Source organism: Caballeronia sp. Sq4a (assembly GCF_023170545.1).
GTDB lineage: Bacteria > Pseudomonadota > Gammaproteobacteria > Burkholderiales > Burkholderiaceae > Caballeronia.
The window spans coordinates 676,905-697,423 of the sequence record NZ_CP084252.1; the positions used below are offsets into that span (position 1 = coordinate 676,905).

Annotated in this window: 17 protein-coding genes and 1 riboswitch; of the genes, 2 read left to right on the forward strand and 15 right to left on the reverse strand. The window is 64.7% G+C overall.

The features are described 5' to 3' along the window. Positions 1–207: 207 nt before the first annotated feature. The 15 genes from LDZ24_RS22650 to LDZ24_RS22720 form a co-directional block, all read right to left on the reverse strand. Complete coding sequence (locus LDZ24_RS22650; RefSeq protein ID WP_248323463.1) at positions 208–864, reverse strand: HAD family phosphatase; 657 nt, start codon at positions 862–864, stop codon at positions 208–210. 28 nt (positions 865–892) lie between these two features. Beyond that, complete coding sequence (locus LDZ24_RS22655) at positions 893–2,398, reverse strand: FGGY-family carbohydrate kinase (protein WP_248323464.1); 1,506 nt, start codon at positions 2,396–2,398, stop codon at positions 893–895. An 11-nt stretch (positions 2,399–2,409) separates the two neighbouring features. Beyond that, positions 2,410–3,384 (reverse strand): shikimate dehydrogenase, encoded by a 975-nt coding sequence (locus LDZ24_RS22660; RefSeq protein WP_248323465.1) that lies wholly within the window; start codon positions 3,382–3,384, stop codon positions 2,410–2,412. Then, the gene (locus LDZ24_RS22665; protein WP_248323466.1) at positions 3,381–4,028 is read right to left on the reverse strand and encodes a glucose-6-phosphate isomerase; all 648 of its coding nucleotides are present in this window, start codon (positions 4,026–4,028) and stop codon (positions 3,381–3,383) included. The genes LDZ24_RS22660 and LDZ24_RS22665 overlap by 4 nt, the downstream gene beginning before the upstream one ends. Before the next feature lie 3 nt (positions 4,029–4,031). After that, the gene (locus LDZ24_RS22670; RefSeq protein WP_248323467.1) at positions 4,032–5,420 is read right to left on the reverse strand and encodes an FAD-binding oxidoreductase; all 1,389 of its coding nucleotides are present in this window, start codon (positions 5,418–5,420) and stop codon (positions 4,032–4,034) included. Positions 5,421–5,457: 37 nt separating this feature from the next. Continuing rightward, positions 5,458–6,243 carry an SDR family NAD(P)-dependent oxidoreductase gene (locus LDZ24_RS22675; RefSeq protein WP_248323468.1) on the reverse strand — a complete coding sequence of 262 codons (786 nt, stop codon included), beginning with the start codon at positions 6,241–6,243 and terminating at the stop codon, positions 5,458–5,460. Further along, positions 6,240–7,004, reverse strand: a complete 765-nt coding sequence (rpiA, locus tag LDZ24_RS22680; protein WP_248323469.1) for a ribose-5-phosphate isomerase RpiA — start codon at positions 7,002–7,004, stop codon at positions 6,240–6,242. Before rpiA ends, LDZ24_RS22675 begins: the two co-directional genes overlap by 4 nt. A gap of 40 nt (positions 7,005–7,044) precedes the next feature. Continuing rightward, positions 7,045–7,890: a MurR/RpiR family transcriptional regulator gene (locus LDZ24_RS22685; protein WP_248323470.1), complete on the reverse strand. Its 846-nt coding sequence runs from the start codon at positions 7,888–7,890 to the stop codon at positions 7,045–7,047. Beyond that, positions 7,890–8,603 (reverse strand): HAD-IA family hydrolase, encoded by a 714-nt coding sequence (locus LDZ24_RS22690; RefSeq protein ID WP_248323471.1) that lies wholly within the window; start codon positions 8,601–8,603, stop codon positions 7,890–7,892. The genes LDZ24_RS22685 and LDZ24_RS22690 overlap by 1 nt, the downstream gene beginning before the upstream one ends. Further along, positions 8,600–10,114 (reverse strand): xylulokinase, encoded by a 1,515-nt coding sequence (gene xylB, locus LDZ24_RS22695; protein ID WP_248323472.1) that lies wholly within the window; start codon positions 10,112–10,114, stop codon positions 8,600–8,602. Before xylB ends, LDZ24_RS22690 begins: the two co-directional genes overlap by 4 nt. 39 nt (positions 10,115–10,153) lie before the next feature. Next, entirely contained in the window at positions 10,154–11,608 is a 1,455-nt protein-coding gene (locus LDZ24_RS22700) for an aldehyde dehydrogenase (protein ID WP_248323473.1), read from the reverse strand. A 14-nt stretch (positions 11,609–11,622) separates the two neighbouring features. Next, positions 11,623–12,660, reverse strand: coding sequence for an ABC transporter permease (locus LDZ24_RS22705; RefSeq protein ID WP_248323474.1), 1,038 nt, complete (start codon positions 12,658–12,660; stop codon positions 11,623–11,625). An 11-nt stretch (positions 12,661–12,671) separates the two neighbouring features. Next, positions 12,672–14,234, reverse strand: a complete 1,563-nt coding sequence (locus LDZ24_RS22710) for a sugar ABC transporter ATP-binding protein (RefSeq protein WP_248323475.1) — start codon at positions 14,232–14,234, stop codon at positions 12,672–12,674. Positions 14,235–14,303: 69 nt separating this feature from the next. Next, complete coding sequence (locus LDZ24_RS22715; protein ID WP_248323476.1) at positions 14,304–15,398, reverse strand: sugar ABC transporter substrate-binding protein; 1,095 nt, start codon at positions 15,396–15,398, stop codon at positions 14,304–14,306. Between the two features lie 602 nt (positions 15,399–16,000). After that, on the reverse strand, positions 16,001–16,798 hold the full coding sequence (locus LDZ24_RS22720; protein ID WP_248323477.1) for a spherulation-specific family 4 protein: 798 nt from the start codon (positions 16,796–16,798) through the stop codon (positions 16,001–16,003). A gap of 53 nt (positions 16,799–16,851) precedes the next feature. Continuing rightward, positions 16,852–16,939, reverse strand: a riboswitch (cyclic di-GMP riboswitch). A 231-nt stretch (positions 16,940–17,170) separates the two neighbouring features. On the opposite strand from LDZ24_RS22720, the gene LDZ24_RS22725 reads away from it, so the two are divergent. Further along, positions 17,171–17,956, forward strand: coding sequence for a hypothetical protein (locus tag LDZ24_RS22725; RefSeq protein WP_248323478.1), 786 nt, complete (start codon positions 17,171–17,173; stop codon positions 17,954–17,956). A gap of 216 nt (positions 17,957–18,172) precedes the next feature. After that, positions 18,173–20,428 (forward strand): filamentous hemagglutinin N-terminal domain-containing protein, encoded by a 2,256-nt coding sequence (locus LDZ24_RS22730; protein ID WP_248323479.1) that lies wholly within the window; start codon positions 18,173–18,175, stop codon positions 20,426–20,428. Positions 20,429–20,519 lie beyond the last annotated feature (91 nt).

Here is a 20,519-nt window from a genome sequence, read left to right on the forward strand (position 1 = left end):
TTAAGCGTCGCATCTACTTTTTTAGACGAACTTTCGACGTGGAGCGGGTAGTTTTACCCTATGCACAGCTGGTTCGTATGGATATCGAAAGCTTGGCCGTGTCTCATCCATGAGTTTGAGTACGCACCTTTTCATGCGTCACAGGTCGCATCGGCGTAAGCGGACCGAAGATCAGCACTCCGCTGACTGCGGCCCGAAGTCACCGCTCTATCGCAACGCCTCAGCAGGAAGCCCGAGCTTCGCCGCGAGTTCGTCCGGCGAGCGCACGATGTCCGCGTCGGCGTGAAAGAGCGCGGCGGCGTCATCATCGACGGGCCAGCCGATCACGCGCATGTGCGCGGCGATCGCACCGAGCGCGCCGGTCGGACTGTCCTCGACCGCGACGACCTCTTCCGGCGCGAGCCGCAGAAGCCACGCTGCGCGTTCGTACGGCTCGGGACTGGGCTTGCCGTGACGCACGTCGTTGACGCTGACCGTGATGAGCGAAGGATCTTCGATTCCGAGCGCGCGCAGGTTCGCTTCGAGCAACATGCGCGACGCGTTCGATACGATCGCCTGCGTGATGCCGGCCACCTTCGCCGCGCGATACACCTCGAGCGCGCCGGGACGCGGCGTGAGCTTCGGCGCGCCGTTCAGGTACGAGCGCGCCCGAAACGCCGACCATTCGCCGAAGTCGACCGTCAGCCCGAATCGCTCACGAACGAGCGCATGCACTTCGCGCCCGGTCTTGCCGAAAACGAGCGGATGCATTTCATGACCCGCCTGCACGCCGTGATGCGCGAGCGCCTCGACGAGCGTGGCCAGATGCAGCGACTCGCTCTCGATGAGCGTGCCGTCCATGTCCCACAGAATTGCCTTGATCAAAGCCCGATTATCCTTGTCGTGCATGCGCTCAGAACGCGTGTGCGTCGAGCGCGTCGAGATCGTCGTAGAACTGCTGCGCCTGCGCGTAGAGCCCCTCGAAAATGGGCATCATGCGATCGTACCTGTCGCTCGCGCGCGGATCGGGCTGCACCTCGCTCTCGAACCGGACGAAGGCGCTGACCGCATCCGCGAGACGCGCGAACTGTCCGTGCGCGGTGGCCGCGAGAACAGCGCAGCCTATCACGCCACACTCCACTTCGGCAGGAACGAGGATCGGCGTGCGATACATGCTCGCCTTGATCGCGAGCCACAACGCGGCCCGCGCGCCGCCGCTCGCCGCCACGATCCGGTCGATGCCGCCGTCTTCCGGCCGAAGCAGCGCGATCTGACGGCGCACCGCGAATGCCACGCCTTCGAGGACCGCGCGGTGCAAGTGCCCCAATCCGTGCTTGGCCGTGATGCCGAAGAACTGCCCGCGCGAGTTGGCGTGTTCGCCCAGTCGCTCGCCTGTGAGGTAGGGCAGGAAGAACAGGCCGTCCGCACCGACCGGCGCGCTCGCGGCCTTCTGCGTGATGACGTCGTAGGACAAGGCATTTTCGTGGAACGCACGCCGCGCCCAGCGCATCGCGTCGCCGCCGGAATCCAGCAGCATGAAGCGGCCCCACGAACCGTCGCATGTCACCAGGTTGGAGACGTCCGGGTGCAGCATCGGCGTATCGGCGATCACGGTGATGATCGACGACGTTCCGGTGATGTCCGACGCGAGCCCCGGCGCATGAACGCCCGAACCGAGCACCGACACCGGATAATCCGCCCCGCCGACGAGCACGGGCGTCCCTTCACGCAAGCCGGTCTGCGCGGCGGCATCCTGCGTGACGCCGCCGAGAATGTCGAGCGGCGCGCGGATCGGCGCGAGCTTCGCGGCATCGAGGCCGAAGGCATCGAGAAGCGCGCGGGACCATGTGCGAGTCGACGCATCCATCAGATAGCTGGTCGATGCATCGCTCCAGTCGCATGCGCGCTCGCCCGTCAGCCGGAAGTTCACGTAGTCCTTCGGCATGAACACGGTCGTCGCGCGCTCGAACGCGGCGGGATCGTGCGCCTTCAGCCATTGCAGCTTGAACGCGGGCCACGCGGGCGTCGCGGGATTGGCGGCCTGCTTTGCATGCAACGCGTAGTCGGCCCGCGCGCGAAACGCGGCGACTTCGGCACTGGTGCGCTTGTCGTTCCATAGCGGCGCGGTGTCGCGTGTAAGCTTGCCGTCGTCGTCGATGAGAACGGTGCCGTGCATCTGGCCGCACGCGCACACCGCAACCACACGCGACGCCGCCTCCGGGACGCTCGCCAGCACTTCGCGAATGGACCGCGCCGCGCCCGACCACCAGTCGGCCGGACGCTGCTCGGACCAGCCGTAGCGCGGCACGATCTGCTCGTGCTCGTGCGCGGCGATAGTCCACACGACGCCGCGCGCATCCACGAGCGCGGCGCGCACGCTGCCCGTGCCCACATCGATCGCGAGATAGAGGGCGTCCATCGGCACCGGCGTCAGGCAGCGCCTGCGCGCGGCGCGGGCTTGCCCGCATCGGCGGCGATGCGGCAGAGCGCCTCGAAAGCCGGTCCGCGCGTCGCGATGTCGACATGGAAGACTTCGGCCATCACGCGCGTCCAGCCGTAGATGAAGTAGGTCCAGCCGTCCTCGACCTGCAAGTGCCTGCGCTCGCGTTGCGCCCGCGCCTGATCCAGAAACACGAGATCGCCGCGATAGTTGAGCTCCCAAAGAATCGCGTGTTCGGGAAACACGGCGGCGTCCGTGAGCGGCGAACCGGGCCTGTCCTTGCCGAGGCCGGTAGCATTGATGACGAGCGCCCCGGGCGACAGCCGCGCCGTCACGCGGTCGTTGTCGTCGGGCTGTGAGACGGGCACGTATTCGCAGGGCACGCCGAGATTGAGCTCGCCGTGAATGCGTTCGATCTCCTGCAAACGTTCGTGCGACGGGTCCGACACGATCACCTTCGCAGGCCGGTCCGCGCCCCGCTTCGTCTGCATCAGATGCCACGTGATCGCGATGGCCGATCCGCCCGCGCCCATCACGAATACCTCGGCATCCGAGGTCGCAAAGTGCTGCGCGGGCAGAAAGCCGTCGAGCGCAAAGCCGGCGGTAATCGGGTCCTTGGCGTGGCAGACGAACTTGCCGTCGCGTTTCGACAGGCAACTGGTCTCGTTCATGGCCTGCGCGTATTCGTCGATCTCGTCGAAGAGATCGTGGCACGCGGCATACAGGTCGATCTTGTGCGTCGTGACGAGCGCGCCGAGCGAAAGCGGATCGTCGCGCAGAAAGCGCACCGCCTCGCGATACGCCTCGGGCTCCGCATGCGGCGCGAAGTCGATGCCCTTCATCTGCACATCGCCCAGACCGAGATGCCTGGCCCATTCGGGAAACACGCGCATGATCGAACTCTGCGCGGTGGTCACGCCGATGAACCAGAACGTGGGCTTGATTGCCGCTTCGTATGTCATCATTCGCGCTCCGTTCGTGCCAGCAGACCGGCGATCTGCGCCTCATCGCGCGCGACATACGCCGGGTTCGCCTCGCTGCGATAGCCGCCCTTGCCGTCATCGAGAATGCGCAGCTTCATGCCGTTGGCGCGCTCGATGATCGCGTAGTCCTGCCCGGCATCCGCGGGATAGCAGAACAGCATCACGAAATCGTCGTCGCCCAGATTCACTGAGCGATGAATCCATCGCGGCGGCACGTAGCACACGGTATGAGCCTCGATGTCGACGATACGCGTCTCGCCGTCGGGCGACTCCATCAACATGAGTCCATGCCCCTTGAGCCCGAAGTAGAGCTCGGGCCTGTCGATATTCGCGTGAATGTGCCCGCGCGTCATGAAGAACTCGTCGCCCACCTTGCCGGGACTCATGCGCGTGACGCCGGTGATCAGATCGCCGGGCGCATCGCTCGGACGATGATCGGTCACGTCATACACGACCTCGTCGCCGCGCGCAGCCACCAGCGTGGCAAAGGCATCGGCATCGCCATAGAGGCCGTTAAGATCCTTCAACCGCTTTTGATAGCGCGTGCCCGTGCCCTCCATCAGGCCGCTCGACAGATCGACCCTGAACGCGCGAGGCTCGGGCCAGTTCGAAAGAGTTGGGTTCATCGGTCACACCACTTTGCCGGGGTTCAGAATGCCGAGCGGATCGAGCGCCGACTTGATCGCGCGCATGGCCGCGATATCGCTTTCGCGGCGGCTTCGCGGAAGATAATCGCGCTTCTTCGTGCCGATGCCGTGCTCGGCCGAGATCGAGCCGTCGAACTCGCGCGTGACGTCGTAGATCACGCGGTCGATCTCGTCGTGATCGTGCTTGCCCATGCCCGGCACATCCACGACGATATGGATGTTTCCGTCGCCCAGATGCCCGTAGGTCATCACGAGCGCGTCGGGCCATTGCTCGCGCAGACGCGCTTCGCAACGCGCGGCGGCGACGCCTACCTGCGCGATCGAAAAGCTCACGTCGTAAGCGGCGTGATTCGGAATGAAGCGCTGGTATTCGCCGGGCGCATCGCGGATCGCCCAGAAGTCGCGCGCGTGCGCTTCCGACGATGCAATGGCCGCATCCGTCACCACGCCCGCTTCGAGCATGCCGCCGAGAAATTCCTCGAAGGCTTCGTCGTGCCGCTCGGGGTCGGTGCCGACGCTTTCCAGCAGCACGTAGAACGGATGCGCCTCGGCAAGCGGCGCGCGCAGCGCGGAGAGGTTGGCGATCACCGCGTCGTGATAGCCCGCCCACATCACTTCGAACGCCGATACGCCCGCTGCCAGTTGCGCCTGTGCGCGCGTGAGGAGCGTCGTGACGGAGGCGAAGTCGGGCAAGCCGCACCATGCGGTCGCCGTGGCCGTCGGCTTCGGCCGAAGACGCAGCACGGCACGCGTGATGACCGCGAGCGTGCCTTCGCTGCCGATCAACACATGGCGAAGATCGTAGCCGCTGTTGTTCTTGATCATCTTGTTGAGCCCGCCGATGATCTCGCCGCTCGCGAGCACCGCTTCGAGGCCCAGTACCTGATCGCGCATCATGCCGTACTTGATGACGCGATTGCCGCCCGCATTCGTCGCGAGATTGCCGCCAATGGCGCAACTGCCGCGCGCGCCGAGATCGAGCGGGAAGTAGAATCCGGCCGCGCTCGCCGCTTCCTGCACGGTTTGCAGCGCGACCCCCGCTTCGACGGTCATCGTCGCGGAGACCGCATCGATCTCGACGATGCGGTTCATGCGCTCCAGACTCAGCGCTATCTCGCCGCCACGCAGGTTCGCGCCGCCGACGAGTCCTGTCAGGCCGCCTTGCGTCACCACCGGCTGACGGTAGCGCGCGCAGATGGCGAGCGCCTGCGCGACTTCGTTCGTATCGCGCGGACGCACGAGCGCGAGCGGCACGGCGCCGGGCAAGCCGCTCCAGTCCACCACGCGCTTGTCGCCGAACTCTTCCGGCAACGCCACCACATCCGCGCCGAGGGCGTCGCGCAATGCGTGGATTGCATCGAGTGCGCTCATAGGTTCATCGTCTCCGTTCATCTTGTTAGTGGCTGCATCACCAGACCGTGTAGCCGCCGTCCATCACGATGTCCGATCCCGTCACGAACGCGCTCGCCCGCGACGCGAGAAAGACGACGCCCGGCGCGATTTCGTCCGGCGTGGCCATGCGTTCGAGCGGCGTGTAGTCCAGCCACACCTTGCGCCATGCTTCGTTTGCGAAGCCGCGCTTGGTCAGTTCGGTGCCGACATAACCTGGCGAGATGGAATTCACGCGGATGCCGTCCGCCGCCCATTCGGCGGCAAGCGAACGCGTGAGATGAATCACGCCCGCTTTCGATGCGTTATACGATGCCTGCGGCTGAGGCTTGTTCGCGATGCTCCCGCTCATGCTCGCGATGTTGACGATCCGTCCGCTCTTCTGCCGCGACATGTGACGCGCGGCACTGCGGCAGCAATAGAACACGCCGTCGAGGTTCACGGCGAGCACGGCGCGCCACGCGGCGTCGTCGGTTTCGAGCGCGGCCGCGTTCCTGACGACGCCCGCGTTGTTGACCAGCACGTCGAGTCTGCCGTGCTCGGCGACGACCGCATCGAAGCCCGCATCGACCGACGATGAATCCGTCACGTCCAGCGTGACGAAGCTGCCTCCGATCGCGTCAGCGGCGCGCTGCCCGAGCGTGGCTTCGCGGTCCGCGATGACGACCGTCGCGCCCGCATTGCGCAGCGCCTTGGCTATCGCGAGACCGATGCCCTGCGCCGCGCCGGTGACGACGCAGACTTCGCCATCCAGACGAAAGACGTCGAGGGTCGCGCCCGTGTCTTCCTTTGCGATCTCGCTCATTGGCGCGCTCCGTCGAAAACGACGATATCCGCCGTGCCGTCCGCATGACCCACGATCATCTCGCTCGCGATGCCGGTGAAGAGGCCGTGCTCGACCACGCCGGGAATGGCGTTGAAGCGCGGCGCGAGCGCGAGCGGATCAGGAATGGCTTCGAGATGGCAGTCGAGAATCCAGTTGCCGCTGTCCGTCACCACGAGCGCGCCGTTTTTCGTGCGCCGCTCGATCCTGATGCCCGCATCGAATCCCGCGGATACGAACAACTCGCGCAGCAGACGCTCCGTGCTTTGCCAGCCGAACTGGATGACCTCGATCGGCAGCGGAAAACGCCCGAGCGTATCGAAGACCTTCTTGTCGTCGACGACCGCGACCATCTTGCGCGACGCCGCCGCGACGATCTTCTCCCACAGCAGGCACGCGCCGCCGCCCTTGATCATGCTGCCCTGATGATCGATCTCGTCTGCGCCGTCGATGGTCACGTCGAGGCGGTCGATCTGCCCGAGGTCGGTCAATGGCACGCCGAGTTCGATCGCCAGTTCGCGCGTCGCATTCGATGTCGGCACGCCGACGATATCGAGCCCGTCCTTCACGCGCGGCGCGAGCGCGCGCACGAACCAGTGCGATGTCGTGCCCGAGCCGAGCCCCACTTTCATGCCCGGCGCGAGGTAGTGGTCGACCGCCTTGATGCCCGAGACGAGCTTCGCCTCGTCCTGCTTCGATTGCGGCTCCAGTCGGGCATAGCCCGGTTCGATATGCGTACCCAATTGCGTCTCCGTTGTTATCGAAACACCCCTGAAACAAGGGCTAATCCATGAACTTGTCGGTGAACCAGGGGTCGAGCGCGGCGAGGTTGTCGGGCAGCTCGCGCCCTTGCCGCAGGCCCAGCATGGCGACCAGCATGTTCACCACGAGCAGGTGATTGATGCGCGCCGTGAGCGGCGTGTACAACTCGGTGTTCTCGTATGCGGGCACGGCGACGGTCAGGTCGCAGGTCTGCGCGAGCCGCGAGCCCGGCGCGCACACGGCGATGGTCACCGCGCCCTTGCCCTTCGCCATTGCGGCCGCCATCACGAGCGACTTGGTCGAGCCCGAATGCGAGAAGAAGACCGCCACTTCGTCGTTGCGCAAGGTCGGCGCGAGCAGCAGTTGACGCTGGCTTTCCAGCACGACGCGGCAATGCAGCCCGAGGCGAAAGAACTTGTGCTCGGCATCGAAGGCGATGGTCTCCGAGATGCCGAGGCCGAACAGGAAAATGCCCTTCGCATCGATCAGATATTGCGTCGCGCGCTCGATGGCGGCGGAATCCACGTCACGCGCGAAGCGTTGAATGGCGTGCAGCGAATTGTTCACGATCTTGCTGCACACGCTCGCGGGCGTATCGGCGTTCGTGATGGCTTCGTAATCGAACGGCGCCTGCGGTATCAGGCCCTGGCCGAGCCGGACCTTGAAGTCCTGATAGTCGGCGCAGTCGAAGCGGCGGAAAAAGCGCACCACGGTCGGGTCGCTGGTCTGCGCCGCTTCCGACAACTCGGCCATGCTCATCTTGAGCGCGGCTTCGGGCGCGCCCAGCAATACATCGGCGATGCGCAAGGTCGCGCCCGTCAACGATGGGTGTTCAAGCGCGATACGGCGCAGCAGGTCGTTTCTCATCAGGCTCCCGGCAGGCGCGACGCATTGAGCGCGGCGCACCTCGTCACTAACTCGGCGAAGGAATCGAGCCGCCTGTCATCGGGCACGGGAACGTCCGGCCCGGTGCCCCAGTTGACGATCAGACAGCGAACCTGCGCGTCCTTTGCGCACTGCGCGTCGATGCGCGTGTCGCCGATATAGAGCGTGTGCTCGGGCGCGGCGTCCATCTGTTCGAGCGTCATCAGCAAATGCCGGGGATGCGGCTTTCTTTGCGCAAGCATATCGCCTCCGACGACCGCGCTGAAATACCGGTCGATGCCGAAGTGCGCGAGAACCGCCTGCGCCAGTTGTTGCGCCTTGTTCGTGCACACGCCGAGCTTCACGCCGGCCGCATGCAGCGCGGGAATCGCATCGAGCGCGTCGGCGTAGAGCGTCGCCTTTTCGACCGGATGCTGCTTGTAGATGGACAGATAGGTCTCGACGTCCGCGCTGACGCGCGCCTGATCCAGTTCGAGACCGAGGCCCTTGTACAACTTGTCGATCAGCCCGTGCGAGCCTTCGCCGATGAACTTTTCCACGAAGCCGACCGTCTGCGGCGCGATGCCGTGCGTCGCGAGCAGGCGATTCACGGCGCTTGCGATGTCCGGCGCGGTATCGACGAGCGTGCCATCGAGATCGAATACGACTGCGTCGACCGTTCGTTCGGCCTCAAGGATGATTTCGTTGACGGTCATCGGCTCGGGTTCTCCATGGCGATGTGTTGATAGACCGGACGCAGCGCGTCGTACAGCGTGCGGAAGGTGTCGAAACGTGCGTCGTAGAGCGCCTTGAGCGATGTGTCCGGGCTCACGCGACCCGTCACGCGCAGCGTGCCGACCGCTTCGTCGAGCGATGTCCACCAGCCCGCGCCCACGCCCGCCGCGAGCACCGCGCCGTACGCGCCGCCCTCCGATGCGCCCGTGACCGTGGTCACCTCGCGTTGCAGCACGTCCGCGAGCATTTGCAGCCACAGCGGTTCCCCCGTCGCGCCGCCCGAGACACGCACCTCGTCGCACGTGAGGCCGGCGCTCGCGCCCAGCGATGCGATCGACCGGATGTTCAGCAGCACGCCTTCCATGACGCTGCGGATCATGTGAGCGGCATCGTGCGTCGACGTGAGGCCGATCCACGCGGCACGTCCGTCTGCCGCGACATGCGGGCAGCGCTCCCCGAGCAGATACGGCAAAAAGAGCAGTCCGTCGCAGCCGGGCGCGGCGGCTTTCGCCAGTTGCGTCATGCGTTCGAAGGACAGATCGGGCGTCATGCGCCGCAGCGCGCCGCGCAGCCATTCGAACGCGCCGCCCGCCGAGAGCGTCACGCCCATCACGTGCCAGCGGCCCGGCGCATTGCCGCAGGAAATCTGCAATTGCCCGGTGGCCTCGGGACACGTACGCAAGCCGCCCGCGACGATGCCCGCCGTGCCGATGGTCACGCCGAGCGGACCGGCATCGATCGCGCCCATCGACGTCGTCTGGATGACGGAATCGCCGCCGCCGCCGAACACGGGCACGTCGCGCGGCAAGCCCCACGCCTGCGCCAGGTCGCCCCGCAACGTTCCCGCGCGTTCGGTCGATTCGACGACCTGCGGCAAAAGCGATGCGGGCAAGTCCAGCGCAGACATCAGCGCGCCCGACCACTGGCGCTGGCGCACGTCGAAGAGACCGGTGCCCGATGCGTCGGACACATCGGTGATGTGCTCGCCGGTCAGACGCAGGCGAAGGTAATCCTTCGGGTTCAGCATTCGCCGCATGCGCGCGAACAGCGCCGGCTCATGCTCGCGCATCCACAAGAGCTTGCCCGCCGTGAAGCCCGGCAACATGCGGTTCTGCACCCGCGCGAGCAGACCATCGAGCCCGCCTGCGCGCGCAGTGATCTCGTCGCAATACGGCGCGGCCCGCTGGTCGCACCAGAGGATCGCGGGACGCAGCACGTTGTCGGCTTCGTCGAGCGCGGTCAGGCCGTGCATCTGTCCGGACAGCCCGATGCCCGCCACCGCGCGACGATCCGGCAGCGCATCGAGCACTTGCGCGAGCGCGGTCTGCGTCGCGCTCCACCAGTGCTCCGGGTCCTGCTCGGCCCAGCCGGGCCGCGGCGAAACGAGCGGATACGCCGCGAGCGCCTTCGCCGCGACATTGCCCGCGCCGTCCACTGCAATGACCTTGCATGCGGACGTGCCGACGTCGATGCCGAGAAGATACCGTTCCATGGCCGCTCCGTTTGCGTATGCGTGGTCGTCGTGCGTCTCTTATGCGCGGTGTCGCAGCCGCACGTGCTTCAGGTGCAGATAGCCTTCCATGCCTTCGCGCCCGTGCTCGTAGCCCGTGCCGCTCTGCTTGCGGCCGCCGTACGGCGCGTTCATGATCCCTGCGTCGACGTTGTTGATGGCGACGTTGCCGAAGTCCAGTTCGCGCGAGAGCGCGAACGTCTCCCGCACATGCTCCGTGTACGCGTAAGCCGCGAGGCCCGCGGGCGTGCTGTTGGCGGCCTCGATGGCGTCGTCGAGCGTCTTGTAGCGCGTCACGCCGATCACCGGGCCGAACGTTTCCTCGTGCATCACGAGCATGTCGGGCGTGCCGTCGGCAACGACCGTCGGCGCATAGAAGAGGCCCCGTTCATTCGATGCCATCGAATCCGGCCGGCCGCCGCCGCACAGAATGCGGCCGCCGCGCTCACGCGCATCGTCGAGATGACGGCGAACTTTCTCGACGCCCGCGCGCGTGGCCATCGGTCCGACGTCGGCTTTCTCGTTCGCGATGCCGTCCGCGACGACGAGCTTCTGCGCGCCATCGACGAGGCGTTCGAGGAAGGCGTCATAGACCGCTTCCTGCACGTAAGCGCGATTGATCGAAATGCAGATCTGCCCTGCGTTGCGGAAGCCGCGCCGCAGCGCGCCCGCGACCGCGAGGTCGAGGTCAGCATGGGCGGTCACGATCAGCGGACAGCTTCCGCCCAGTTCGAGCGACAAACCCGTGATGCCGCGCACCGTCTTGTAGATGTCCTCGCCCGCGCTGCCGGAACCCGTGAACGCCACCTTGTCGACGCGCGGATGTCCGACGAGCCGCTTGCCGGCCTCTTTCGCGCCCATCACGAGATTGGCGACGCCCGCCGGCAATCCCGCGCGATGCACGCAGCGAAACACGGCTTCCGCGCTCGACGGCGTGAATTCCGACGGCTTCACGACAATCGTGCAGCCCGCCGCGAGCGATGCCGCGAGCTTCCAGCCGATCAGTTCCACCGGATAGTTCCACGGCGCGATGGCCGCCACCACGCCGACCGGCTCCTTCTCCACGATACTGACGAAACCGTCGTCTTCGTTCGGGATCGTCTCGCCGTAGATGCGCACGGCCTCTTCCGCGTAGTAGTGGAACGCCTTGGCGAGCTTGCGCGCCTCGCCCTGCGCTTCGGCGAGCGGCTTGCCCATTTCCGTCGTGATCGCCAGCGCGATGGCGCGTTCGTCTTCCGCGATGCAATCGGCTGTCGCATGCAACAGGCGCGAGCGTTCGAACGGATTCACGCGGCGCCAGCTTCTGAAAGCGCGCGATGCGGCATCGACGGCGGCATCGATCGTCGCCTGATCGGCGTCGGGCGCGCGGGCGACGGTCTGCTCCGTCGCCGGATTCACGACATCGATCCATTCGCGAACGCCTTCGCTGCCGAAGCGCCCATCGATATACATCTCGCACTGACGAGGTTCTGTCATGGTCCGGATCAAGGTTATTGCGAAACGAAGTTGACGCGGATGGCATCCACCGCGACCGCGATGAAGATGAGAATGCCGCCGATCATCTGCACGTAGAACGAAGGCACTTCGGTAATCGCGAGGCCGACGTGGATCACCGTCAGCAGCAGCACGCCGCCGAGAATGCCGAGCGCGCCGCCGCGTCCGCCGAACACGCTCACGCCGCCGATGATCGGCGCGGCGATGGCATAGAGCAGGAAGCCTTCGCCCTGATCCGACGTGATCGCCATCTGCCATGCGGCGAGCAGATAGCCGGCGACGCCCGCGAGAAAGCCCGACAGCGTGAACGCGATGACCTTCACGCGATTCACGCGAATGCCGGCCGAATTGGCGGCGAGCGCGTTGCCGCCGGTCGCGTAGAGATAGCGGCCGAGCACCGTCTTGCGCAACATGAAGCCCATGCCGATGAGTACGACGAGAAACACGATCGGCATGACGGGCCAGTTGTTGACCGTGTACTGGCCGATCCAGATATAACCGGTGGACATGTCCGAGATGGTGTTGCCCTGCGTTACCGCGAGCAGCGAGCCTTGCAGCACGATCATGACGGCGAGCGTCTGAATGAGCGACACCATCTTCAGGCGCGTCACGCACAGGCCGTTGAAGAAGCCGATCGCGGTCGCCACCGCGATGCCCAACGGCACGCCGACGGCGGGCGTGAGCCCGAGCCGCGTCGAAAGAATCGCGCCGATGGCGGCGGAAAATCCCATGTTGCTCGCGATCGAGAGGTCGATCTCCGCCACCATCAGCGGCATCGACACCGCGAGCGCGAGCAGGCCGAGCACCGTCGCCTGCACCAGCACGTTCTGCAGATTCGACAGCGTGAAAAAGAAGGGATTGAGCACGCCGAACACGACGACGAGCGCCGCGAGCCAGAGCCAGACGACGTTCTGGAACACCCACTGCACGCCGCCCTTGCCGCGCTTGCCGCTTCCCGTGGCCGGCGCGGCGCCGCCCTGACCGGCGAGCGCCGCCGGCGTAGGCGACGAAGAAAGGTCGCTTCGTGTTTGCATGGACTGTCTCCTCATGATTGATTCACCAGCGGCTCGGCGGGCACGCTGTCGTTCGACGCCGGCTCCACATTGAAGGCAGCCTGCAAGATGGCGTCCTTCGCGATTTCCGCGCCGGTGTATTCGCGCTCGATGCGCCCGCCGACGAACACCGACACGCGATCGACGAGGCGCACCATCTCGTCGAGGTCGCTCGTAATGACGATCACGCTCAATCCCTCGCGCGTCAGCGTATCGATGATGCGATGCACTTCCTCCTTTACGCCCACGTCGATGCCGCGCGTGGGTTCGTCGAGGATCAGGAGCTTCGGCGACGTGGCGAGCACGCGGCCGAGGCAGACCTTCTGCTGATTGCCCCCGGAAAGCGTGCCGAGCAGCACCTCGGCGGTCGGCGCCTTCACGCGAAAGTGCTCGAAGTAACGCGCGACGACACCGCGTTCCGCGTTCGCATCGATGACGCCGGCCTTCGATACGTGCTTGAGGCTCGACAGCGTGATGTTGTGCGCGATGCTTTGCAGACCGACGAGCCCGTCGCGATGACGGTCGTCGGACAGATACGCGATGCCTCGCTGAAACGCCTCGCCCGGATGACCGGCCGGCGCGCTCGTGTTGCCGTCGTGCGTGATCCGGCCGCGCGTCGCGCGATTCGAGCCGAAGAGCGCGAGCGCGAATTCCTTTGCGCCCGACCCCGGCAGTCCGGCGAAGCCGACGATCTCGCCCGGCGCGATGGAAAACGCGTCCACCTGCACGCCCGGCGCCGCGAGACCCTCGACGCGCCAGCCTTCGCGGCCGGCCGCCGCCGTATCCCGCCGTTCGCGATAGAACAGCGGCACGTCGCGCCCGATGACGAGTTCCGAGAGACCGTCCGAGTCGATCTTCGAAAGATCGTCGTGCTCGCCCGCGAGCTTGCCATTGCGCAGGACGGACACGCCGTCGCAGATATCGAGAATCTCTTCGTTGTAGTGCGAGATGAAGACGAAGCTCACGCCGCGCGCCTTCAGACTGCGCATGAAGTCGAACAGGTGCTCGCGGTCGGCGAGCGTGAGCGCGGTGGTCGGTTCGTCGAGAATGAGCAGCTTGCCGCCGCTGTGCAACGCGCGCAGGATGTTGAGCTTGCGCTTGGCGACGGCGGACAGCAGACGCGCCGGCATGCGCGGATCGAAGTCCGTGCCTTCGAGCGCGGCTTCGACGCTTTGCATCAACGCGCGCTGATCCACGCGACCGGTGATGCCGCGCTTCAGCGGCCAGCGCCCGAGCATCAGGTTGTCGGCAACCGACATGGAATCGACGATCATCGGTTCCTGCGTCACCAGGAACACGCCGCGCGCTTCCATCTCCTGAACGTCCGAGCCCTGTACGTCTTCACCGTCCAGGACGATGCGCCCTTCGCTCGGCGTGGTTTGCCCGCTGATCAGCCGCACGAGCGTGGACTTGCCCGCGCCGTTTTCGCCGAGCAGACCGTGGATCGTGCCGCGCCGGATGTTGATCGAAACGCGGTCGAGCGCGAGCACGGCCTTGTAGCGCTTGACGACGTCGTGCGTCCGCAGGATGTAATCGTTGCTGGGTGTATCCGACATTCAGAAAGTCTCCGGTCCGAATTCGGCGCGCCGAATGCGCGCCGTGCAACGCGTTTGGACTGGCGCGGATCAGGAATAGCGGATGCCCCACTCGTTATAGGCGATGTTGCCCCACTGCCGCTTGTCCTTGACCGAGCTTGCATCCACGACGAACGGCTGAATCACGAGACTCGGTCCCGTCTCTGACTTCGTGACGACTGCCTTCTCCCAGAAGTACTGACTGTTCTGGTAGTCGCCGTGCGGCACCGGCTGGCCCTTGAGCGAATACTTGTCGAGCATTTCGACCGTGATCTGCGCGTAGGCGATCGGGTCCTGCGAGACGACGGCATCCATGTAGCCATCGCCGATCCATTGCAGCGCGGCCGGTTCGCCGTCGATATTCACGAAGATCACGTGCCCCTGTTCGCCGACCTTCTTCCACTTGCCCTTCTGCTGCAAGGCCGTGACGATGCCGCGCGCCGGCGAATCGCTGGGCGCGTGCACGGCGTCGAGATCGGGATACTCGGACAGCGTGGAAAGCGTGACCGACAACATGTTCTTGAGCAAGCCTTCCGTCGGACGGCTGATGACCTTCACGTCCGGATACTTCTTCATCGCTTCTTCGAAGCCTTCCTTGCGCAGACGCCACGCGACCGACTGCAACGCGCCGTAGCAGTTCAGCACCGTGCCCTTCGCGGACCCGTTCTTCTTCTTGAGCGCCGCGACGATGGTCTCGGCGGCCATGACGCCGCCCGCCTTGTTGTCGAAGTCGACGGTGATCGCGACATCGCCGCCGAGCGCGGGCGTGTCGATGATGCCGATCGGGATCTTCTTGAAGTTGTACTTCTTGATGACGCTGACGATGGCCTGACTGTCGATCGGGTCCGCGATGATCGCCGACGGGTTCTTCAGCATCAGGCTGTTCCACTGCTCCAGTTGCGACGTGTTGCTGAAGTTCGCGTTCACGGCCTGAAACTGCCAGCCCTTCGCTTCGACCGCGCGCTTCACCGCTTCCTGCTGCGTGACGAAGAAGTAGTAGTCGAGACTCTTGTTGCTGAACGGCACGAACACTTTCTGCTGCGCGAAGCCGAGCTTCGATACCGACGACAGCGCAACGCCGCCGGCCGTGGCGGCAAGACCCGCCAGGAACTTTCTACGCGATGCGACTTCCTGTGCTTCTTCCATAGTTGTTGTCTCCTCAACACCGATATGGGCAGCGGCGCGTGCCACGGATAGCTCGACTGGATGCTAGTGATGTTCCCTTGCTGCGTAGTAATACAATCAAAATATACTGAGAACGGCGCAGCGCGGGCAAGCTAGGGTTTACTCGTTGATGCGGCGCAGCGGCTTGTTTCGCGGGCTTTCGCGGGGGAATTACGGGGGAGAAGAGCTTAGGCGTCGATGGCGGGAAAACGTAGTCTTACTATCATGCGACCGGTCCGATGCCGATGGGATGTGTTCAGACAGCGCGCATGAATCGAGTCGTGACTACCGGCGTGCGGGAAGGCGAAGCAGGCGTGTTGAATCGTGGAAGAGAGACAGGCTGGTTCGCACGCGGTGACGTCAGTGCGAACGAAGGACATCGAAGTGCGAAGCGACGGCGATAGCTCGATCTATGCCGATCTGCGTTCTCGTCGCGTGCCGGGGAGCAATCGACAGCAACGACTCGTACCAGAGGATAAAGAGGCGCTCAAGCGGACTCGTCGCGCCCTAAGCATCGGCGAGCGACCATGTTCGTACTGCTGCACCAGCCGCATCCCTATTGCAGAAAAAACGCCGCGCCTCTTTCACTGCGCCGCGGCGTTGGTCGCTTCATCGTTCCAATAGGCGGGAAGGCCCTTATAAGGATTCGGCAGCGTTAGCGACGTCACATACACGCCGCCTGCGCCATGCGTTCTCGCATACGCCAACACGCCCGGCATTTGCGCCGCGCTTACGTTATAGACGATGTGCACGAAACGGCTCTTCGGATAAGCCGCTTGCCAGCTCATCGGCTGGAATTTCGCGTAGTTCTTTGCATTGTCCTCGAAGACGACGAACTGGTCCGCCGTCGGCAAGCTCGCGTAGACCTCGGGGATCGTGGTGCCTGGATTGGCCGTGACCGAATACGTCGACTTCAGTCCCTTGATGTAGTTATAGACAGACTGATAGAACTGAACATTCGCAGTCTGACTGTCCGATGTCATTTCGTCGATGAAGAAGCCATCGACGTTATAGAGACTCACGTACGTATTGATGTCGGCCACGACTGCGGACAAGGAGCGTTTCGCATAAGACGTCGATACGTAGCCTATGACCTTGCCGCCCGCCGCGTGCAGCTTGGCGATGGCGGCGACGTAATTGGCATCGGCGCTCGTGCCGGGACCGCTATTCGGATTCAAGATAGCGGTGGTCGACGCCTTGCTAGCAGGCGCAGTGAGACCGTTCCAGTCCGCCGCGCTTTTGGTCGGGTAGAAATACGACGGCACGACGAGGCTGAGAGACGTGCTCGTCCCGCCCGCACTGCCCGCCGCGAACGCCGCGCTGCTCAACATGACCGCAGCGAGTGCAGCCCCCCACTTCAAGAACGCCCGATTGATTTGCATTTCGCCTCCTGACACGGGCATTGCTGCCGCCGTCGATTGGCCCGCCGTTCGTGGCGGGCAACTGGCAAACTCACTCGTGGTCACGCGTGAGTCCCTTTAGCTTTGCGTCGCCGGATCACTCCGGGTTTGCCTCGTCGCATTATCGGCTCGGGCGGCGGACATCTTTAGCCCTTTTCGCGTCTATTTTTTTCGGTGCGGTCTGGCGTTGAAAAGCGCGGTCGGCTAATCCGGGCTTGCATTGACATGCTCTGTGCGGTGTCGCACGCACGCCGCACTTTTGAATCGGACACTAGCCGTACGCTGCTTGCGAAAACGCATTCCGAATCTAAGATACGTACAGTACTGCGTATTATTTTTCGGAGTCAGGCATCGATGCGAGAATTGCCGTCACTTCAGAAGCGTATCGTCAGAGCAGCGGCCGTCGCATCGGGCGTCATCGGCGTGGCCGTGATCGGACTCGCGGCGCCGGCGCGCGCATTCGCGCAAACGGGGGGCGCCTGCATCCCCGTCAACGAACGGACCACCGAGTACGGCTGCTTCGTCCACGCGGAACAGCATCTGCAAAAACTTCCGGACGGCCCGGTCTACTGGCATATCGATCGCTTCGCGGACCGTTCATCGGCGCAAGCGGCGAAGAGCGCGAACGGTACGGTCGTCGAAATCCTCGGGACGGTTTGGCTTTTCACTATCGCGGGCGAGTCCTGGCGTCCATCGGCGGGAGAACATATCGCCGATGTCGGCCCGCTGACACTTCCACAAGCCAGTTCGTTGATGGCCACCTACATGGAGGGAAACTTCAAGCCCGGCATGCAGTCGACGATCCATCGGCATCCGGGCACCGAAGCGTGGTTCGTTCTCACCGGTGCGCAGTGTCTCGAAACGCCGCATGGAGAACAGCTCGGCCGGCCGGCCGGGCGCGCCGCCGGTGATCGTTCCGCCGGGAGAGCCGATGCTCCTCACCGGCATCGGCAAGGAACAAGGCCACTGGCTGGTGCTTATCCTCATGGACGCGACCATGCCGCGCGGCTTGCCAGCCGACGACTGGACGCCGAAGCATACGTGCGAACGCTTGAGCATGGAATGATGGTCGCGAGCAAAGGACTCGCATCAGACCGTAGTGGGCAGCGCACGCAGCGCAAACCGATGGCTCGTACGTGATGAAACGTCGGACGTTACGTTGAAGGCACACACATCGAGCGGAGAGCCATCGGAAGCGCACACCCGTGCAGCGAGCCGGCTTACGCGCGCATTGCATTCTCCTTATCGCGGCCTATGCTTAACGATGCCCCCTTAGCTTCGTTGTGCTATGCAACGGGAGGCCTTATGTGCGCTCCGTTCGTTTGTCGTCATCGCCTGTCCCAGCCTGCGGTTGTGATGCTCCTGACATGCGCCTCGCTACCGGTCGCCTTCGCGGCCGGCCCGTTGCCGCAGAACGGCCGCTTCGTCGCGGGATCAGGCGGCATCGCGTCGGGTCCTGATCAGGTCACCATCACGCAGAGCTCGGCACGGGGCGTGATCGACTGGAACAGCTTTTCCATCGGCGCGGGCAACAGCGTGAAGGTCAACAATGGCTCGGGCGCCACGTTGTCGCGCGTGACCGGCTCGAACATGTCGACCATCGACGGTAGCCTGAGCGCGACCGGCAGCTTTTACCTCATCAATCCGCAGGGCGTGCTGATCGGACGGCAAGGCGTCGTCACGACGGGCGGCCGCTTCGTCGCCTCTACGCTCGATGCGTCCAACGACGGCTTCATGGCGGGCGGTCCGCTGACCTTGTCCGGCGCGAGCCACGCCTCCGTGCTCAATCTGGGCCGGATCAGTTCGAGCGGTGGCGACGTATTCCTCATTTCCATTTCTCGCACAGAAAACGAAGGACGTATCGCTGCACCGAACGGAACGGCAGAACTCGTCACCGGCAAGCAAGTCTTGCTGAAGGACTCCGCATCCGGCACGCAAGTCTTCGTGCAGCCGGGTAGCCTGGGCGATGTCGTCAACGGAGGCACCATTCGCGCCGCGCAGATTCATCTGGAAGCGGCCGATGGCAACGTCTACGCCCTCGCCGGCCGTCACGCCGCTTTGCGCGCGACAGGCACCGCCACGCGCGATGGTCACGTCTGGCTCGTCGCGCGTCAGGGCGATGTGCAGCAGCACGAGAGGATCAGCGCACGGAATAGCGACGGCACCGGCGGCACGGTCGATACCATCGGCAAGACGATGGAGTTCGAGCACAGCACGGTGACGGCGTCGAAGTGGAACATCGGCGTGGGTGAACTGAACGCGGGTCCACACAACGCGGCGGCGCTGTCGCGCAGCCTTTCGAGCGGCACGTCGGTGACGATCAACGCGGACAGGGACATCAATATCGTTTCGACCCTGCGCTGGAACGGCGCGGCATCGTTCACGCTGAACGCCGGACGTTCGATTCGGATCGGACCCGCCACCACGCTATCGAACACAGGCGCGGGCAACCTGACGCTGCGCGCCGATTCGAAAGGCGTCGACAATCACGGCAGCATCACGAACGCGGGCACCATCGACTGGTCGCGAAGCACCGGCTTCGTCGCGGCGCTCTACGATTCGAATGGTCAGTACACGCCGGGCACCGTACGCACGAACGCCGCGTGGGCCGCCGCGCCGTTCAGCGGACTCAAGACGCAAGTGACGGCTTATCGGCTCGTCAACTCGATCGATGAACTGGAGAACATATCGCAGAACCTCGCCGGCAATTACGCGCTGGGGAAGGACTTGTCCTCGAAGGGCATCTTCACGCCGATCGGTCTCGGTAGCACGACCGGCTTCACCGGCCAGTTCGACGGCTTCGGGCATACCATCGACGGCATCTCGTTCTTCACGGTCGAGGCCTCGGATTCCCCACCTCTCGGCACTTTTTCGACGATCGGGGCATCGGGCGTGGTACGCAACGTGAATCTGACGAACGCGAACGCTTCGACGGGGGGAACGCTGGCCGGGCTGCTCGCGGGGGCATCGGCCGGCTTGATCGCGAACGTCGACGTCAAAGGCCAGATGTACACCCCCGAGGAAGGCGCGGGAGCCATCGGCGGGGTGGTCGGCGACAACACGGGCACCGTCTCGCGCGCGACGAGCAGCGTGACGATGTATGCGCAAGGCTTGATGGGCGGCATCGCGATGTCGAACTCGGGCCTGATCGTGCAGTCGTCCTCTAACGGCGACTACTCCGGCGGCTCGCATTCTCACTTGGGTGGCATCGCGGGCGAGAACGCGCCGAACGGGATCATCAGACAGTCGTATGCGACCGGCACCGGCGGCGCCCTGACAGACGGCGGTTTGACCGAGTACAACGGCGGCAGGATCGAGGAATCCTTCGCCGCGATGAACATTCTCCCGGTTCTGCCGCCGGGTGGTACAGGTGGCATCACGTCGACCAACGCAGGCACCGTCGCGAAGGACGTTTACTGGGATCGCCAAGTGTCGGGCCAGAGCGTCGGTGCCGCTAGCGGGACGCCGATTCCGGCAGCCAACGGCCTGACGACCGCGCAAATGAGCATGGCGTCGAGCTTCGGCCCGACGTGGAACTTCGCGCCGGGCGGAGTATGGACGTTCATCGCGGGCGTATCTCACCCGGTACTGCAATGGCAAGTGGGTGAATAGCTTTCGATGCAGGCGTCGTGCGCGCCGGCTCGTTCGACTCTCGACGAAAAAGGGCGACTGAGAAAGGCGCATGTTCCGCGCCCGTCCCAGT

Coding starts and splice junctions, on each gene's coding strand:
- LDZ24_RS22655 (WP_248323464.1), bottom strand. CDS start 2,398: ATGGACGCCCTCTATCTCGCGATCGATGTGGGCACGGGCAGCGTGCGC.
- LDZ24_RS22660 (WP_248323465.1), bottom strand. CDS start 3,384: ATGATGACATACGAAGCGGCAATCAAGCCCACGTTCTGGTTCATCGGC.
- LDZ24_RS22665 (WP_248323466.1), bottom strand. CDS start 4,028: ATGAACCCAACTCTTTCGAACTGGCCCGAGCCTCGCGCGTTCAGGGTC.
- LDZ24_RS22670 (WP_248323467.1), bottom strand. CDS start 5,420: ATGAGCGCACTCGATGCAATCCACGCATTGCGCGACGCCCTCGGCGCG.
- LDZ24_RS22675 (WP_248323468.1), bottom strand. CDS start 6,243: ATGAGCGAGATCGCAAAGGAAGACACGGGCGCGACCCTCGACGTCTTT.
- LDZ24_RS22685 (WP_248323470.1), bottom strand. CDS start 7,890: ATGAGAAACGACCTGCTGCGCCGTATCGCGCTTGAACACCCATCGTTG.
- LDZ24_RS22690 (WP_248323471.1), bottom strand. CDS start 8,603: ATGACCGTCAACGAAATCATCCTTGAGGCCGAACGAACGGTCGACGCA.
- xylB (WP_248323472.1), bottom strand. CDS start 10,114: ATGGAACGGTATCTTCTCGGCATCGACGTCGGCACGTCCGCATGCAAG.
- LDZ24_RS22700 (WP_248323473.1), bottom strand. CDS start 11,608: ATGACAGAACCTCGTCAGTGCGAGATGTATATCGATGGGCGCTTCGGC.
- LDZ24_RS22705 (WP_248323474.1), bottom strand. CDS start 12,660: ATGCAAACACGAAGCGACCTTTCTTCGTCGCCTACGCCGGCGGCGCTC.
- LDZ24_RS22710 (WP_248323475.1), bottom strand. CDS start 14,234: ATGTCGGATACACCCAGCAACGATTACATCCTGCGGACGCACGACGTC.
- LDZ24_RS22715 (WP_248323476.1), bottom strand. CDS start 15,398: ATGGAAGAAGCACAGGAAGTCGCATCGCGTAGAAAGTTCCTGGCGGGT.
- LDZ24_RS22720 (WP_248323477.1), bottom strand. CDS start 16,798: ATGCAAATCAATCGGGCGTTCTTGAAGTGGGGGGCTGCACTCGCTGCG.
- LDZ24_RS22725 (WP_248323478.1), top strand. CDS start 17,171: ATGCGAGAATTGCCGTCACTTCAGAAGCGTATCGTCAGAGCAGCGGCC.
- LDZ24_RS22730 (WP_248323479.1), top strand. CDS start 18,173: ATGCTCCTGACATGCGCCTCGCTACCGGTCGCCTTCGCGGCCGGCCCG.